The sequence below is a fragment of the Opitutus terrae PB90-1 genome (assembly GCF_000019965.1).
GTDB lineage: Bacteria > Verrucomicrobiota > Verrucomicrobiia > Opitutales > Opitutaceae > Opitutus > Opitutus terrae.
Window position 1 is genome coordinate 975,918 of the sequence record NC_010571.1, and the last position, 12,981, is coordinate 988,898.

Genomic DNA, 12,981 nt, shown 5'->3' on the forward strand with positions numbered 1-12,981 from the left:
TCACCGTGCGACGCGTTGCAGGTTCTCGGAACCCGCCCCAGGCTCCGTGGTCACGAACCCACTGATTCCATGAGCGTCCTTGCCGCCCCGATTCCGCAGCGTTGCTCCGCACGCGCACGGCCGAAATCCCGGCGCATCGCCCGCACGCTCGCAGCGTGGCTGCTGCTGACCGGTTTCGCCGTCGCCGCGGAATCCGCGCCCAAGAAAGCAAACAACGAAGAGCCGCCGTCGACCGACCAGCTTTACGAGCTTGGCAAGTCACTGTTCGAGCAATACGCGCCGGCGGAGATCAAGGAGGAATACGAATTCCCTTCCAAGGAACAGTGGGACCAGTTCGCGGCGCGGCTGCAGCAGGGATTGGAACAGGACGACCTCTCGCTCCTCGCGCAGTATGAGCCGGAGGCGCGAAGCGCGCTCACCGCGTTGCGGGCGTTTCCGGGTTACGAAGATTACGCCGACTGGCTCGAAGAGCGGCTCGACTACATCGAGGCGGCGAAAACCGCGACCAGCGCCGAAGCGGTCAAGCCCACGCCGGCGCCCTCGCCTTCCACCCCGGTGCCCGCGCCCACTGCGCCGGCTCCGCGCGCCACGAAGCCCGCGTCGTTACCCTATTACGACCTCTGGCTGCAACGGGTGCAGAGCCGGCCCGTGCCGGAGCGCGCGGGAAAACTGATGCCGTTGCTTCGCGACGCGTTCGCCGAGGAAGGCGTCCCGCCCGAGATCGCGTGGCTCGCGGAGGCAGAATCCACGCTCAACCCCAGCGCGCGCAGTCCGGCCGGCGCAAAGGGCCTTTTCCAATTGATGCCCGAGACCGCGCGGAATCTCGGGCTCAGCACGTTCATTCCCGACGAGCGCGGCGATCCGGAAAAGTCCGCTCGCGCCGCCGCGAAGTATCTCCGCGAGTTGCACGGTAAGTTCGGCAGCTGGCCGCTCGCCTTCGCCGCTTACAACGGCGGCGAGGGTCGCGTGCGCCGACTGCTCAAGCAGAAGGACGCGTCCACGTTCGCGGAGATCGCCTCCGCGCTGCCGTCCGAGACCCGCATGTATGTGCCGAAAGTCTGCGCGACCATCGCCGTGCGCAGCGGCGTGGCGCCTGGCGAACTGGCGCCGCCACGCGCCAGCTAACGCTCCCGCAGGGTGTAGCCCGCCGTCCCGGCGGCTTGCATGACCTGCAGGAAGAGGTGAGAGCGCTTTATCCCAAGACGCTCGAGCGGGTCGTAGCCGTGTCTTTTCGATGCGGTCTGAGCGGCCACGCCGCGCGCCGGCGAGCAGCCGGGCGGGACGCCGGGTCCACCGCGACACCGGCTTTGCCGTTGAGTCTTTCCGCACCGCTGCAAGTCTGTCGCGCATGTCGCACCCCCGCCGCTTCAGCTCCACGCTTGTTCTTCTCCTGCTCGCCGCGGTGGCTTCGTTCGCCACCGGCTGCCATTATTTCAACCAGCAGCGCACCGACCGTTCCAGCAGCGTCGTCGCGTTTCTCTATCCCCGCGAATCCAACCCGCTGCCGCCCACCGCGATCCCCGTGCTGCGACTGCCGTTGCGCGTCGGCGTCGCGTTCGTGCCCTCGGCCTCCGGCCGCATCGTCGAGGGCGGGCTCTCCGAGATGCAGAAAACGGCACTGATGGAGCGCGTCGCGAAGGAGTTCAAGGCCTACCCCTTCGTCGAATCGATCGAGATCATCCCGACGATGTATCTGCAGCCGCAGGGCGGGTTCACCAACCTCGACCAGATCCGGCGGATGTTGAACATCGATGTCGTCGCGCTGATCGCCTACGACCAGGTCCAGTTCACCGACGACAATTTCCTCTCGCTGAGCTACTGGACGATCGTGGGCGCCTACATTTTCCAGGGAAACAAGAACGACACGCAGACGCTGCTCGAGGCCGCCGTTTACGACATCCCGAGCCGGCACCTGCTTTTCCGCGCACCGGGCGCGAGTCGCGTCGAGGCCGGCTCGCAGGCGATGAACCTGTCGCGCAACCTGCGCGACGACAGCGTGCACGGGTTTGATGTCGCGACCGGCGAGCTGATCAAGAACCTCAAACTGCAGCTCGAGGAATTCCGCGAACGCGTGAAGCGCGCGCCGGGTGAAGTCCAGATCGAGCACAAGCCCGGCTACACGGGGAGCGGTTCCTTTGGCGCGGGCTTCGCCGGCGCGCTGGCCTTGCTCGCCCTCGGCCGCTGGTTGCGGCGCCGCGCGTGAAATCGTCCGCGCAAACTTCCCCCGCCGCCGCGTCCGTGCCGTGGCCGTTTCCGTGGATGACGGTGGCTTTCGCCCTCGCCGCGCTCACGCTGCGGTTCTGGCCGGGCGCGGAGGCGGCGCTGGGCTACGAACGCGCGCAGATCGCAGCGGCACAGTATTGGCGGCTGTGGACGGCGCACCTCGTGCACTTCAGCTGGTCCCACCTTTTCTGGAATCTGCTGGTGTTCGTGCCCGCCGGCCTCTGGGCCGAACGCCTGTTGCCGGATCGGCTGCGGCTCTTGCTCCTGCTGGGCCCGGCGCTCATCGGCGTCGCGCTGTACGGACTCGATCCGGGGCTGGCCCGCTACGCCGGATTGTCGGGCGTGGTGGCCGGCGTGGTGGCGTTCCTGGCGCTGGTGCAATTGCGCCGTGGCACGAGCGATCGCTGGTTCTGGCGTAGCGTGCTCCTGTTGCTGGTGGCGAAGATCGGACTCGAATTCGCGCTGAGCGAACCCCTCTTCGCGCGGTTCGCCGAAACCGGCGTGCGCGCGGTTCCGCTCGCTCATGCCGCTGGCGTGCTCGGCGCAGGATTGATTCTTTTCGGCCGCCGCCGACGGCGCTGACACCGTTCGCGGCGGCGATGCCGTCGTCCGGTCGGGGCTGCACCAACCGCCAAGTCAGTTTGCCTCCGGCTCGAACCGACGTATCGCCGCCGCGGTAGGGGTGTTGCTCCGGCGCGAGGACTGGTTAGTGGAATGCCTCGCGCCGATTACTCAGGCACGCTGTAGATTTCGAGCAGCACGTCGCCTGACGTTTCGGTCTCGGTTACCACGTGTGCGGTGTAAATTCCGGGTGGCAGCTCGACGAGGATCGCCGCGTCCTTCGCTCCCATCGGCAGCGGAAAAGCGCCGACTTGCGCCGACACGCGCGCGATCTCGGCGGCGTCGAAGCTCGCGCCCCAGTCGTCGTTGTAATTCAGGCCCGTGGCGCCGTGGTAAATCGTGAGGAACGGATCCGGCAACGGCGAGGCCACGCCTTGGGTGGCGAGCGTCGGGCCGACCGCGCGCACCAGCACCCAGCGATGCTGCGCGTCGATCACGAAACCGCCGATCATCGGTTTACCGGGTGCGACGTAGCCGCGAGCGGAGAGATTCAACAGCGAGCCGTGCGAAATCCTGGGCTCCGGGCTGGGCGCAATATCGAGATAGTCGCGTTCGCCGATCCGGTAGTGAACGCTCTCGGGATCGGCGACGAAGTTGTCCGTCGCCACCGAGCTCAGCTTGCGGTAGGCGAGCCAGGCGTCGTAGCTGACGAGATTCCGCTCCAAGGCCGCCGCGGGCACGGTGACGGTGCTCGGCACGGGCGTGGTGCTGGTCTCGCGGAATTGGCCGAGGACGGTGAGCAGCCCTTGCTTGGAGGTCCACTGCCCCGGGGCTGTCTGCTGGAAACGAGCAATTGCGATTGCATCGAGTCGCAGCGGCTCGGCGGCGGCCGCGCCGAGCGCCGCGGAAAAGGAAAACAGAAGCAGGAGGAACGAGCGAATCGAAGACATGTGCGTGGGTGCTACAAATACGGAACGGCGCGGGGGCGCCGGTTGAGCGTCAGAGCCGGACCACCACGACCTCGGACCGCGCGTCGGCGGCCGGCCGGATTTTCCTGCGGGACGTCCGTGTGCTCCGGGCTGGTTTCACCGCTGCCGCCGCGCTGGGAAACGCGTCGACAAACCGCAGGATCATCCCGGGTTGAGCCGGAAGTTTGACGGGGGAAAGGAGGCTCGAGGAAGGAGTCGTGGACATGGCAATGCAGTGAGTGGATTACGTGGCCAACGCGGGTTTGGAGTCAGCCGGCCGAAAAAAATCTCGCGCCGGACCCAACGCCGGCGCCCGCGCTTGCAGATTTTGCCGAAACGCCGATCGGTGCGGGATGCGGCCAGCGCCTGAGAACGAGCTGATCCTCCTGCCCGCGTCCGAATGGCAGGACCGCCGCGCCGCGCACGAGCGACGCGTGCGCGCGTGGACGGATCCGCATCAGGCCCGCGCCGCACGCCGCGAGCGGCATCCGATCTATGACTTTCTTTTCGACTATTACTCGTTCCGCCCCGCGTGGCTCCGCCGCTGGCACCCGGGACCCGACTGTGCGCTCGGCGGGGAGTCGGCGCGCGAGTTCCTGCGCTGGCCGGCGTATCGGGAGGTCGAATTGGAAAACAGCGACCGTGGCACGGGCATCTTGCCCGTCGGGGGAACGGTAGCCAAACCACCCGGGCAAGATGTCCGTGCCACGACCGTCGTCATGCTGGACGTCGCGGCGCTCACGCCTGACCGCCGAACCTTCGTAAGCTGGCTGCGCGAGTTGCTCGTCCGGATGCGGGAGCGGCCCGCGTTCTTCGGCTGCTTCGGGCTGCACGAGTGGGCGATGGTCCATCGGCTGCCGGCGACGGAGGTGCGGCACGCGCGCTGGCCGCTGCGATTCCCCCGCGAGGAACTGGCGCGGATCGTCGAGCAGAGCGCGATCTGCTGCTCGCATTTCGACGCGTTTCGGTTCTTCACGCCTGCCGCCCGCGGACTCAACCGGCTGCAGCCGACGCGCGAGGCCGTGCCGCAGCTCGAGCAGCGCGGCTGTCTGCACGCCAACATGGACCTCTACAAATGGGCGTTCAAACTCGCGCCCTTCACGCCGAGCGAGCTGCTCGCGGACTGCTTCGAGCTCGCCCGCGATATCCGCGAAGTGGACATGCGGGCGAGCCCCTACGACCTGAGCACGCTGGGGTTCGAGCCGATCGCGATCGAAACCGCCGCCGGCCGGGCGGACTACGAGCGACAGCAACGGGCGTTCACCGCTCGCGGCGAACCGCTGCGCGAGCGGCTGATCGCGCTGTGCGAGCGGCTGCTTCGCGAGGACCCGTCGTCGCTCGCTCCGGTCACGACTGCACTCTCGTAGCGCTGCTGCCTGTAGGACGGCGTCGGGCGACGCCGCTCTCCGCGTCGAACGCCACGCTCAGCCGAGCTGTTCCAACGCGAGCGCGGCGGCGCTGGTGCGGTTCTCCACGCCGAGTTTCACGAACACCGCCTCGAGGTGTTTCTTCACGGTGGTGAGCCCGATGCCAAGGATCGTCGCGATCTCCGGGTTCGTCTTCCCCTGCGCCACCCAGAACAGGATCTCCGCCTCGCGCGGCGTGAGCCCAAGCGGTTCGAGTTGTGCGGGCGCGGCCTCACCTTTCGCCGGCCGCGCGGGGTTGGCGGCTTGCGCGCGCCGCAACCGTGCCTGCACCGCGGCGATCAGATCCGCCGGCTCGACCGGCTTCACGAGATAGTCGTCGGCGCCGAGGTTCATTCCCGTGCGCACGTCCTCACGTTCGCCCCAGCCGGTGAGAAAAATGAACGGCACGTGCGAGGTCGCCGGCTCGGCGCGCAGCGCCTCGAGCACGCGGTGACCGTTCATTTCAGGCATCGTGATGTCGCACATCACCAGATCGGGGCGCTCCCGGCGCGCGAGTTCCACGCCCTCGCGACCGTTGCGCGCTTCAGAGACCGCGAATCCTTCCAGGTTGAGCAACTCGGCGAACTGCCGGCGCAGTTTGGCCTCGTCATCAATCACCAGGATCCGCTTCACGGCGGCAACGTGTGCCGGAGTGAGGCGAAGTAAAGCGGGACGCGCGTCATGCACCGGGAGGAGCCCGCCGGCCCGGCGGGCTGCAGCCGCGACGAGGGCGTCGCGGCCCCAACGCCCCTCAAAAGCTGACCGGTTTTTGCGGTTGGGATTTCGTACGTCGGCTTTTCCGCTCCAGGTGGGTCGTTCGGCCCACCCCGGCCGGCCCATACCGCAACGGCGTGGATTCAGGCATGCTGAGGCCCACACACCACCCGTTCATGAAGATTCCCTTTTCCTTCCTCGCTTTCGTTTCGAGCTTCGCGGCGCTGTTCGCCTTTCCGCTGAGCCCGGCGCTGGCCGTCGCTCCGCTTGTGCTCACCGGACTCGTGCTGATGTTGAGCTTGGATTACCGCCAGCCCACCCGGATCCGTCTTCCGCAGCCCGTGCGCCACCGCGCGCCCGAATGGTTCCGACTTGCCGCGTAAGAACGCGTTTCCCCGCCAGGTTTCCGCTTCACTTCCCATGACCTCCCGCGAAATCGTCCTCGTCCAGGAGTCCTTCTCCAAACTCGCGCCGATCGCCGATCAGGCGGCCGCGCTGTTCTTCGTCCGTTTGTTCGAACTCGATCCATCGCTCCGCCGATGCTGCCAGGGCGAACGCGAGCAGCAAGGCCGCGGGCTCGTGCGGCTGCTGGCGTCGAGCATCCACCGGCTGGCCCGGCTCGAACGGCTCCAGCCCGCGCTGCGCCGGCTCGGCCACCGCCAGGCGGCCCACGGCACGCGCGACGAACACTACGCGTTCTCCGGCGCCGCGCTGCTGTGGACCCTCGAGAAGGCGCTCGGGCCCGAGTTCACGCCCCCGGTGAAGGCCGCCTGGACCCAGTTCTACGTCGTACTCGCCAACGCCATGCTCGATGGCGCCCACCGTCACGAACTCGCCGCGTAGTCCGTCGGTGAGCGGCGGCGCCGCGTCGCGAGACCTTTTCCCTCCTCCATGAAGCCCTCCCTGCCCTCCCTGCCCTCCCTGATCCTCGCCCTCGTCACCTTGGGCGCGGTGGTGACGCTCGCGTTCAGCGTGCGTGCCACCGAGCCCGCGACCGCCGCCTCCGAGCAAGGCCTGCTCGTCGAACGTGGCAGCTATCTCGTCAACAACGTCGGGCTCTGCTCCGACTGTCATTCTCCGCGCAATGAGCGCGGTGAATTCATCCGCGAGCTCTGGCTGCAGGGCGCGGCGCTGCCGATGCAGCCGACCGTGCCGATGCCATGGGCGGCGGCGGCGCCGGCGATCGCGGGCCTGCCGAGCATGACCGACGAGCAGGCGATCACCTTCCTCACCACCGGCGTGCGGCCCAATGGCTCCAAGCCGCTGCCGCCCATGCCCGAATTTCGTTTCTCCGAGACCGACGCCAAAGCCGTCGTGGCTTATCTTCGGACCCTCGGCAAATAGCGCACCACACACACCACCCGCAGGCAGTGCGACGGCGACACGATTCGCCGTTGCCTGCCTGCGGTTCCGTTTTATGTTGTCCGGTCTTTTCCCTTTCCGCATGCCCCGCCCGGATCCCCCCCCAGTTCCGTCGGCGTCCCCGAATGCTGCCAGCACCGAGCTGGCGCGCGTGCAGGAGGCGCTGCGCGTCAGCGAAGCGAGCCGGCGTGAATCGGAGAGTCTTTTCGCCAAAACCTTCGACGCGAATCCCGCGTTCATGACGATCGGCCACGTCGCCGATGGCCGGTTGCTGGAAGTGAATCCGGCGTTCGAGCGCGAATCCGGCTACCGCCGCGAGGAAGTGCTCGGCCGCTCCACGCTCGAGCTTAATCTGTGGGTGCGCCCGGAGGAACGGGATGAATTTCTCCGCCAGATGCGCGCCACGGGGAGCGTGCGCGATTTCGAGGCGAACTTTCGGGCCAAGTCCGGCGAGATTCGCACGCTGCTGCTCAACGCCGACATCCTCGCCGGTGAAGGCCCGGCGTGCATGCTCACCGTCGGCATCGATATCACGGAACGCCGCCGCCGCGAGCAGGTGCAGAATGCGACGTATCGAATCTCGCAAGCCGCGCTCGCCGACAACGACCTGGCCGCGTTCTTCGCCGAGATTCACCTGATCATCGCCGGACTCATGCCGGCGCGAAATCTCTACGTTGCGCTACTGAGCCTCGACCGCAGCCTCCTGAGCTTCCCGTATTTCGTCGACGAACGCTCGACGGCACCGGCTCCCCGCAAACCCGGCAACGGGTTGACCGAATACGTCCTCGATACCGCCAAGCCGCTGCTCACCACGGCCGACGAGCTCACCGTGCTCCTGCGCGAGCGCGGTCGCTATCAGGCGATGGGCGCGCCAGCTGCGCTCTGGCTCGGCGCCCCGCTGCTGGTCGAAGGCCGCGCGATCGGCGTGATCGCGGTGCAGGATTACTCGAATCCGAAAGCCTATGGCGAGGAGGAGCAGCGGCTGCTCACATTCGTCGCGGAGCAGGCCGCCACCGTCGTGCATCGCCGGCAGATTCACGCCGCCATCCGGCAGGCGGAGGAGCAGTATCGCGGCATCTTCGAAAACGCGCTCGAGGGCCTGTATCAAAGTTCGCCCAGCGGTCGATTTCTTCGCGCCAACTCCGCGCTGGCCCGGATGTGCGGCTACGAATCGTCCGAGCAGCTGCTGCACGCGATCAACGACATCGGCCACCAGATCTACGTCGACGAGCACCGCCGCGAGCAGTTTCTCGAACTGGCGAAGGTTCACGATCAGGTGACCGATTTCGAATCCGAGATTTTCCGGCGCGACGGTTCGCGCATCTGGATTTCGGAGTCGGTGCGGGTGGTCCGCAACTCCGCCGGCGAGTTGGCGCGGTTCGAGGGCGTCGCGATCGACATCACGCAGCAGCGGGAGGCCGCGCGCGCCCTGCAGGCCGCCAAGGAGGCCGCCGACGCGGCGAGTGGCGCGAAGAGCCAGTTCCTCGCCAGCGTCAGCCACGAGCTGCGCACGCCCCTGAACGGCATCCTCGGCTACACGCAGATTCTCCGGCGCGATCCGCTCCTGGGCGAAAAACAGCGCGAGGGCATCCGCGTGATCCACGAGTCCGCCGAGCATCTGCTCGTGCTGATCAACGACGTGCTCGATCTCTCGAAGATCGAGGCGGGCCGGATCGAGCTGCACCCGGGCGATTTCGCGCTGGCAGAATTCGCCGCGGGCGCCGAGCGCGTGTTCGCGCCGCGCGCGCGGGAGAAAAACCTGCTCCTCGAGACCGCGCTCGCCCCGGACCTGCCGGAGTTCGTGCGGGGCGACGAGGCGCGGTTGCGCCAGGTGGTGTTCAACCTGCTGGGCAACGCGGTGAAGTTCACCGCGCAGGGCGGCGTGGTGTTTTCCATTTCTTCGAGCGCCGGCGGAGGGCTGCGGTTTTCGGTAAGCGACACCGGGCGCGGGATCGCCGCCGCTGACCTCTCGCGGATTTTCGAGCCGTTCACCCAGGTCGGTGAGTCCACCGGCGCGGCCACGGGCACCGGCCTCGGGCTCGCGATCAGCCGCAGCCTGGTCGAGCGGATGGGCGGCCGGCTGCAGGTGGAGAGCAAGCCCGGTTGGGGCAGCCGGTTCTGGTTCGACCTGCCGCTGCCCGCCGCCGCCAGCGCCGCGCCGCGCACGGCCGCGGTGCAACGCGTGACCGGGTACGATGGACCGATCCGCCGCGTGCTCGTCGTCGATGATAACACCGCGAATCGTTCCGTCATGGCGGCCATGCTTGCGCCGCTGGGCTTCGATCTGCTGGAAGCCGACGACGGCCGCGCGGCACTCGACGCCGCGGCGCGGGCCAAACCCGATCTCGTGCTGATGGACCTGCGGCTCCCCGGCGAAATCGACGGACTCGAGGCGACGCGACAGCTGCGGCAGACCGCGCATGGCTCCGCGGCGCGGATCGTCGCCGTGTCGGCCAGCGCCTATGACATCGACCAACAGGATTGCCGCGCGGCCGGCTGCGACGCGTTTCTCGCAAAGCCGTTTCGCGAAGAGGACCTCTGGCGCGTGATCGGCGAGACGCTTTCGCTCGTGTGGCGGTTCGCCGACGATGGCGGGGAGACGCGCACGCCGTTCGTGCGATTGCCGAAGGTGCCGCCGATCGCGGTGCTCGACGCGCTGCACGAGCTCGCCCGCAAAGGAGACATCGTCGGCCTGCGCCGGCAGCTGGAGCAACTCGCGGCCGACGACGCGGCGCTGGCGCCGTTCGTGAACGGGCTGCTGGAGCTCGCCGCCCGGTTCAAGATGAAGGCCATCCGGCAGTTTCTCGAACGTTACCGCGCCGGCAGCACGCCGCCGATCGGATGAAGGCTACCCGACCAGAGCCGGCAGATGAGGTCATGGCCCAACACACCCCGGCGCTTCGCGCCAGCCCTTTCGAGCGGGGTGCCCGCAGGCGGGGGCGTGTAGAGACTCCCTTTTCCCATGAGCGAAACGATCCTGATCGTCGATGACACGCCGGCGAATCTGTGCGTGCTGGTGGAGACCCTCGGCGCGGCGGGCTACCGGCTGATGGTTGCGGAGGACGGCGAAGAAGCGCTCGCCCAGACGGCGCAAACCGTGCCGGATTTGATTCTCCTCGATGTGATGATGCCCGGCATCGACGGTTTCGAAACGTGCCGCCGGCTGCGCGCGCAGCCCACGACCGCCGACACGCCCGTGCTGTTCATGACCGCGCTCAACGAAACGCCCGACAAGGTGAAGGCGTTCGCCGCCGGCGGAGTCGATTACATCACCAAGCCGATCGAGCACGAGGAGGCGCTCGCACGCGTGCGCACCCATCTCACGCTGCGGCGGCTGCGGCACGAACTCGCCGAACAGCTTGCCATCAAGGAGCAGTTCATGCGGATCGCCGGGCATGACCTGCGGAATCCCGTGTGCCTGATTCTCATGGCCGTCGAACTGGCGCGACGCAGCGCCGGCAAGCCGGAACTCCTCGGCGAACACCTCACGAGCATCGCCGACTCGGTCGCGCAGATCCGTCGGATCATCGACACCTTTCTCGGCATCAAGATGCCGCTGGCCGGCTGTGCCGATGCCGGCGCGGTGGACCTGGCTCTCCTCGCAGCGGCGGTGGCGCGCCAGTATGCGCCGATGGCCGAACGGAAACAGATCGCGCTGAGCGTCGACGCCGTCGAACAGCCGATGGTGGCGCGCGGCGACGCAACCCTCGCCTATCAGGCCCTGGCGAATCTCGTCAGCAACGCGCTGAAATACACGCCGCCGCACGGTCGCGTGCAGTTGGGCACCCGACTGACGGGCGAGGTGGTGCGTGTTGAGGTGAGCGATTCCGGCCCCGGCGTGCCGGCCGCCGAGCGCGACGGGCTGTTTACCGCGGGGCGACGGTTGTCGCCGCGGCCGACCGCGGACGAGGAAAGCCACGGACACGGGCTCGCGATCGTAAAGCAAATCGTCGCAGCGCAAGGCGGCAGCGTCGGCGCGGATTTCCCCGCGGGCGGCGGCAGCGTGTTCTGGTTTCAGCTGCCGGGCGCCGCCACCGCCGAGCGCCCCACCCTCCGCGCGAGGTAACCTGATAGGTGGCATTGTCGCGGGAGGCCGCGGGTAGAGCTGGCTCGCTTTGCCGGCGAAGCCGCCTACGTTCGCCACTCGATGGAGCTCGGAGAGCACGTAATCGCGCCCACCAAAAAAAAGCCGGCTTACCCGATCAACGAGGGCTTGCGCGGCTACCTGCGGCATTACCAGCGCGAGCGCGAGCTGCCGGTGAACTACGACCGGCTGATCGATTTTCACGAGGCAATCCCGCTGCCCGACGCCGAGGGCAAGCCGACCCTCTGGGACAGCGTGATCTATCGCGCCGACGAGATGAACACGCTCTACGACGGGCTGAAGCGGATCTACGCGCTCCTCAAGGTCGACGGCGACTTCTCGGTGATGGAGCACCTCTACATCGATCGCGTGGATTTCTGCAGCTTCGGCAACTCCACGCCGTTCCGGATCCGGATCGTGAACGCCTACAACGACAACGCGGACTACTTCTACATCAAGAAGGCGGACGCGTCGCGGGTCTACGGGCTCGAACTCGAGCACCTGCTCTCACCGAACCGGCTGAACTTCCTCACCACCGGCGCCACGCTGGTCGAGGAGCACATCGTGGGAATTCCCGGCGACGTGTTCATCACGCAGTGGCTGCACGACCCGAGTCTCACGCCGATCCGCGTCGCGAAGGAGATGGTGAAATTCAACGAGCGCTGCTTCGTGCGGCTGCTCGGCGACATGCGGTCCTACAACTACGTCGTGGTGCTCACGCCGGATTTCGAAGGCTGGCAACTGCGGATCCGCTCGATGGATTTCGACCAGCAGTCCTATGACGGGCACAAGAACTTTTACCTGCCGCAGTTTTTCAAGGAGAACGCCGAGGTGGTGCGCTACTGCATCAAGCACCTGCATCCGCAAACCGCGCTGCAGTATCGCCGCGAGGAGCAGGCGCTGATGTTCCAGCGCGCGGAGGTCGCGGCCCAGCGACTTGGTTATCTGCTCGACGAGATGGCGACCGATGTGATCGCGCCCATCGAGAAAGTGCACCAGCTGCGCGCCGGGCTCGCCGAGCACTACCAGCGCAACGAATACCTGCGCTGCGAATCGATGGGCGATCTGGTGCGGGAAAACCTGGAATCGATCCGGCTGCAGATCGGCCGGCCCGCGCGACCGGAGTTGCTGCCGGACGCGGAATAGCCCAATCCTCGTCGGCATCGACCGATACCCTCGTTCTCGTAATCGTTCTCATTCTCGTTCTCGCGATCGGGCATGGCTCGCGACAGAGAACGAGGACGAGAAAGAGAACGAGAACGATTCGAGCGTAGCCGGCGCGGCTACGTGTTGGCCGATTCGACAGACCCGCCTACACAAAGCTCGGCTGCGCGCCGATGCCAATCGCGACCTCTTCCTCCTGCTCCTCGGCCGGCAACTCCTCGAGTGGCGCGAAACGCTCCGACGAAAACCCGAGCTCCTGGTTGCCTTGGTGAAAAGGGTCCGGCGGATTCTTCAACTCCTCCAGCAGCAGCCCCACCGTAGCCGTGTCGCCGCCGCGCACAATCTTCTCCCGGCCGAGGAACACCTCGCGCACGGTGTAGACGTCGCCCTTCACCGGCAGCTGCTTGTAGAGCGCGCGGATGATCGGCGGGAACGTGTCGTTGATGCAGACGACTTTCTGACCTTTGACCATGATGTCGGTGGTAGTTTGTGCGAGGCG

General features: G+C 67.1%; 14 protein-coding genes. 10 read left to right on the forward strand and 4 right to left on the reverse strand.

From position 1 onward, the window contains the following. Positions 1-69 precede the first annotated feature (69 nt). The 3 genes from OTER_RS04030 (at position 70) to rrtA (ending at position 2,805) form a co-directional block, all read left to right on the forward strand. Positions 70-1,125, forward strand: a complete 1,056-nt coding sequence (locus tag OTER_RS04030) for a lytic transglycosylase domain-containing protein (RefSeq protein ID WP_012373624.1) — start codon at positions 70-72, stop codon at positions 1,123-1,125. Positions 1,126-1,348: 223 nt separating this feature from the next. After that, a complete protein-coding gene (gene rhlP, locus OTER_RS04035) occupies positions 1,349-2,203 on the forward strand; it encodes a rhombotarget lipoprotein (protein ID WP_012373625.1) in 855 nt (284 codons plus the stop codon). Beyond that, on the forward strand, positions 2,200-2,805 hold the full coding sequence (rrtA, locus tag OTER_RS23645; RefSeq protein WP_148218000.1) for a rhombosortase: 606 nt from the start codon (positions 2,200-2,202) through the stop codon (positions 2,803-2,805). Before rhlP ends, rrtA begins: the two co-directional genes overlap by 4 nt. A 146-nt stretch (positions 2,806-2,951) precedes the next feature. On the opposite strand, the gene OTER_RS04045 is transcribed toward rrtA, so the two are convergent. Next, entirely contained in the window at positions 2,952-3,734 is a 783-nt protein-coding gene (locus OTER_RS04045) for a hypothetical protein (RefSeq protein ID WP_012373627.1), read from the reverse strand. A 49-nt stretch (positions 3,735-3,783) separates the two neighbouring features. Continuing rightward, complete coding sequence (locus OTER_RS25665) at positions 3,784-3,978, reverse strand: hypothetical protein (protein ID WP_148218001.1); 195 nt, start codon at positions 3,976-3,978, stop codon at positions 3,784-3,786. A 127-nt stretch (positions 3,979-4,105) separates the two neighbouring features. Here OTER_RS25665 and OTER_RS04050 point away from each other — a divergent pair, with 127 nt between their 5' ends. Beyond that, a complete protein-coding gene (locus OTER_RS04050) occupies positions 4,106-5,119 on the forward strand; it encodes a 3-methyladenine DNA glycosylase (RefSeq protein ID WP_012373629.1) in 1,014 nt (337 codons plus the stop codon). Between the two features lie 57 nt (positions 5,120-5,176). Here the strand turns inward: OTER_RS04050 and OTER_RS04055 are convergent, their stop codons facing one another. Continuing rightward, positions 5,177-5,791 carry a response regulator transcription factor gene (locus tag OTER_RS04055; RefSeq protein ID WP_012373630.1) on the reverse strand — a complete coding sequence of 205 codons (615 nt, stop codon included), beginning with the start codon at positions 5,789-5,791 and terminating at the stop codon, positions 5,177-5,179. A 257-nt stretch (positions 5,792-6,048) separates the two neighbouring features. On the opposite strand from OTER_RS04055, the gene OTER_RS04060 reads away from it, so the two are divergent. The 6 genes from OTER_RS04060 to OTER_RS04085 all read left to right on the forward strand — a co-directional run bounded on the left by OTER_RS04060 (position 6,049) and on the right by OTER_RS04085 (position 12,464). Continuing rightward, positions 6,049-6,255, forward strand: a complete 207-nt coding sequence (locus OTER_RS04060; protein ID WP_044891550.1) for a hypothetical protein — start codon at positions 6,049-6,051, stop codon at positions 6,253-6,255. A 37-nt stretch (positions 6,256-6,292) separates the two neighbouring features. Next, complete coding sequence (locus OTER_RS04065) at positions 6,293-6,715, forward strand: globin domain-containing protein (RefSeq protein WP_012373632.1); 423 nt, start codon at positions 6,293-6,295, stop codon at positions 6,713-6,715. Positions 6,716-6,763: 48 nt separating this feature from the next. Beyond that, on the forward strand, positions 6,764-7,216 hold the full coding sequence (locus OTER_RS04070; RefSeq protein ID WP_012373633.1) for a c-type cytochrome: 453 nt from the start codon (positions 6,764-6,766) through the stop codon (positions 7,214-7,216). A 100-nt stretch (positions 7,217-7,316) separates the two neighbouring features. Next, on the forward strand, positions 7,317-10,079 hold the full coding sequence (locus tag OTER_RS23650) for a PAS domain S-box protein (RefSeq protein WP_158305354.1): 2,763 nt from the start codon (positions 7,317-7,319) through the stop codon (positions 10,077-10,079). Positions 10,080-10,196: 117 nt separating this feature from the next. Continuing rightward, on the forward strand, positions 10,197-11,300 hold the full coding sequence (locus OTER_RS04080; protein WP_012373635.1) for a hybrid sensor histidine kinase/response regulator: 1,104 nt from the start codon (positions 10,197-10,199) through the stop codon (positions 11,298-11,300). A gap of 81 nt (positions 11,301-11,381) precedes the next feature. Continuing rightward, positions 11,382-12,464: a hypothetical protein gene (locus OTER_RS04085; protein WP_012373636.1), complete on the forward strand. Its 1,083-nt coding sequence runs from the start codon at positions 11,382-11,384 to the stop codon at positions 12,462-12,464. Positions 12,465-12,630: 166 nt separating this feature from the next. Here OTER_RS04085 and OTER_RS04090 read toward each other — a convergent pair whose 3' ends face one another. Then, positions 12,631-12,954: a hypothetical protein gene (locus OTER_RS04090; RefSeq protein WP_012373637.1), complete on the reverse strand. Its 324-nt coding sequence runs from the start codon at positions 12,952-12,954 to the stop codon at positions 12,631-12,633. Between the last annotated feature and the right edge of the window lie 27 nt (positions 12,955-12,981).

Coding starts and splice junctions, on each gene's coding strand:
- OTER_RS25665 (WP_148218001.1), bottom strand. CDS start 3,978: ATGTCCACGACTCCTTCCTCGAGCCTCCTTTCCCCCGTCAAACTTCCG.
- OTER_RS04080 (WP_012373635.1), top strand. CDS start 10,197: ATGAGCGAAACGATCCTGATCGTCGATGACACGCCGGCGAATCTGTGC.
- OTER_RS04085 (WP_012373636.1), top strand. CDS start 11,382: ATGGAGCTCGGAGAGCACGTAATCGCGCCCACCAAAAAAAAGCCGGCT.
- rhlP (WP_012373625.1), top strand. CDS start 1,349: ATGTCGCACCCCCGCCGCTTCAGCTCCACGCTTGTTCTTCTCCTGCTC.
- OTER_RS04070 (WP_012373633.1), top strand. CDS start 6,764: ATGAAGCCCTCCCTGCCCTCCCTGCCCTCCCTGATCCTCGCCCTCGTC.
- OTER_RS04090 (WP_012373637.1), bottom strand. CDS start 12,954: ATGGTCAAAGGTCAGAAAGTCGTCTGCATCAACGACACGTTCCCGCCG.
- OTER_RS04065 (WP_012373632.1), top strand. CDS start 6,293: ATGACCTCCCGCGAAATCGTCCTCGTCCAGGAGTCCTTCTCCAAACTC.
- OTER_RS04030 (WP_012373624.1), top strand. CDS start 70: ATGAGCGTCCTTGCCGCCCCGATTCCGCAGCGTTGCTCCGCACGCGCA.
- OTER_RS04045 (WP_012373627.1), bottom strand. CDS start 3,734: ATGTCTTCGATTCGCTCGTTCCTCCTGCTTCTGTTTTCCTTTTCCGCG.
- OTER_RS23650 (WP_158305354.1), top strand. CDS start 7,317: ATGCCCCGCCCGGATCCCCCCCCAGTTCCGTCGGCGTCCCCGAATGCT.
- OTER_RS04050 (WP_012373629.1), top strand. CDS start 4,106: ATGCGGCCAGCGCCTGAGAACGAGCTGATCCTCCTGCCCGCGTCCGAA.
- OTER_RS04060 (WP_044891550.1), top strand. CDS start 6,049: ATGAAGATTCCCTTTTCCTTCCTCGCTTTCGTTTCGAGCTTCGCGGCG.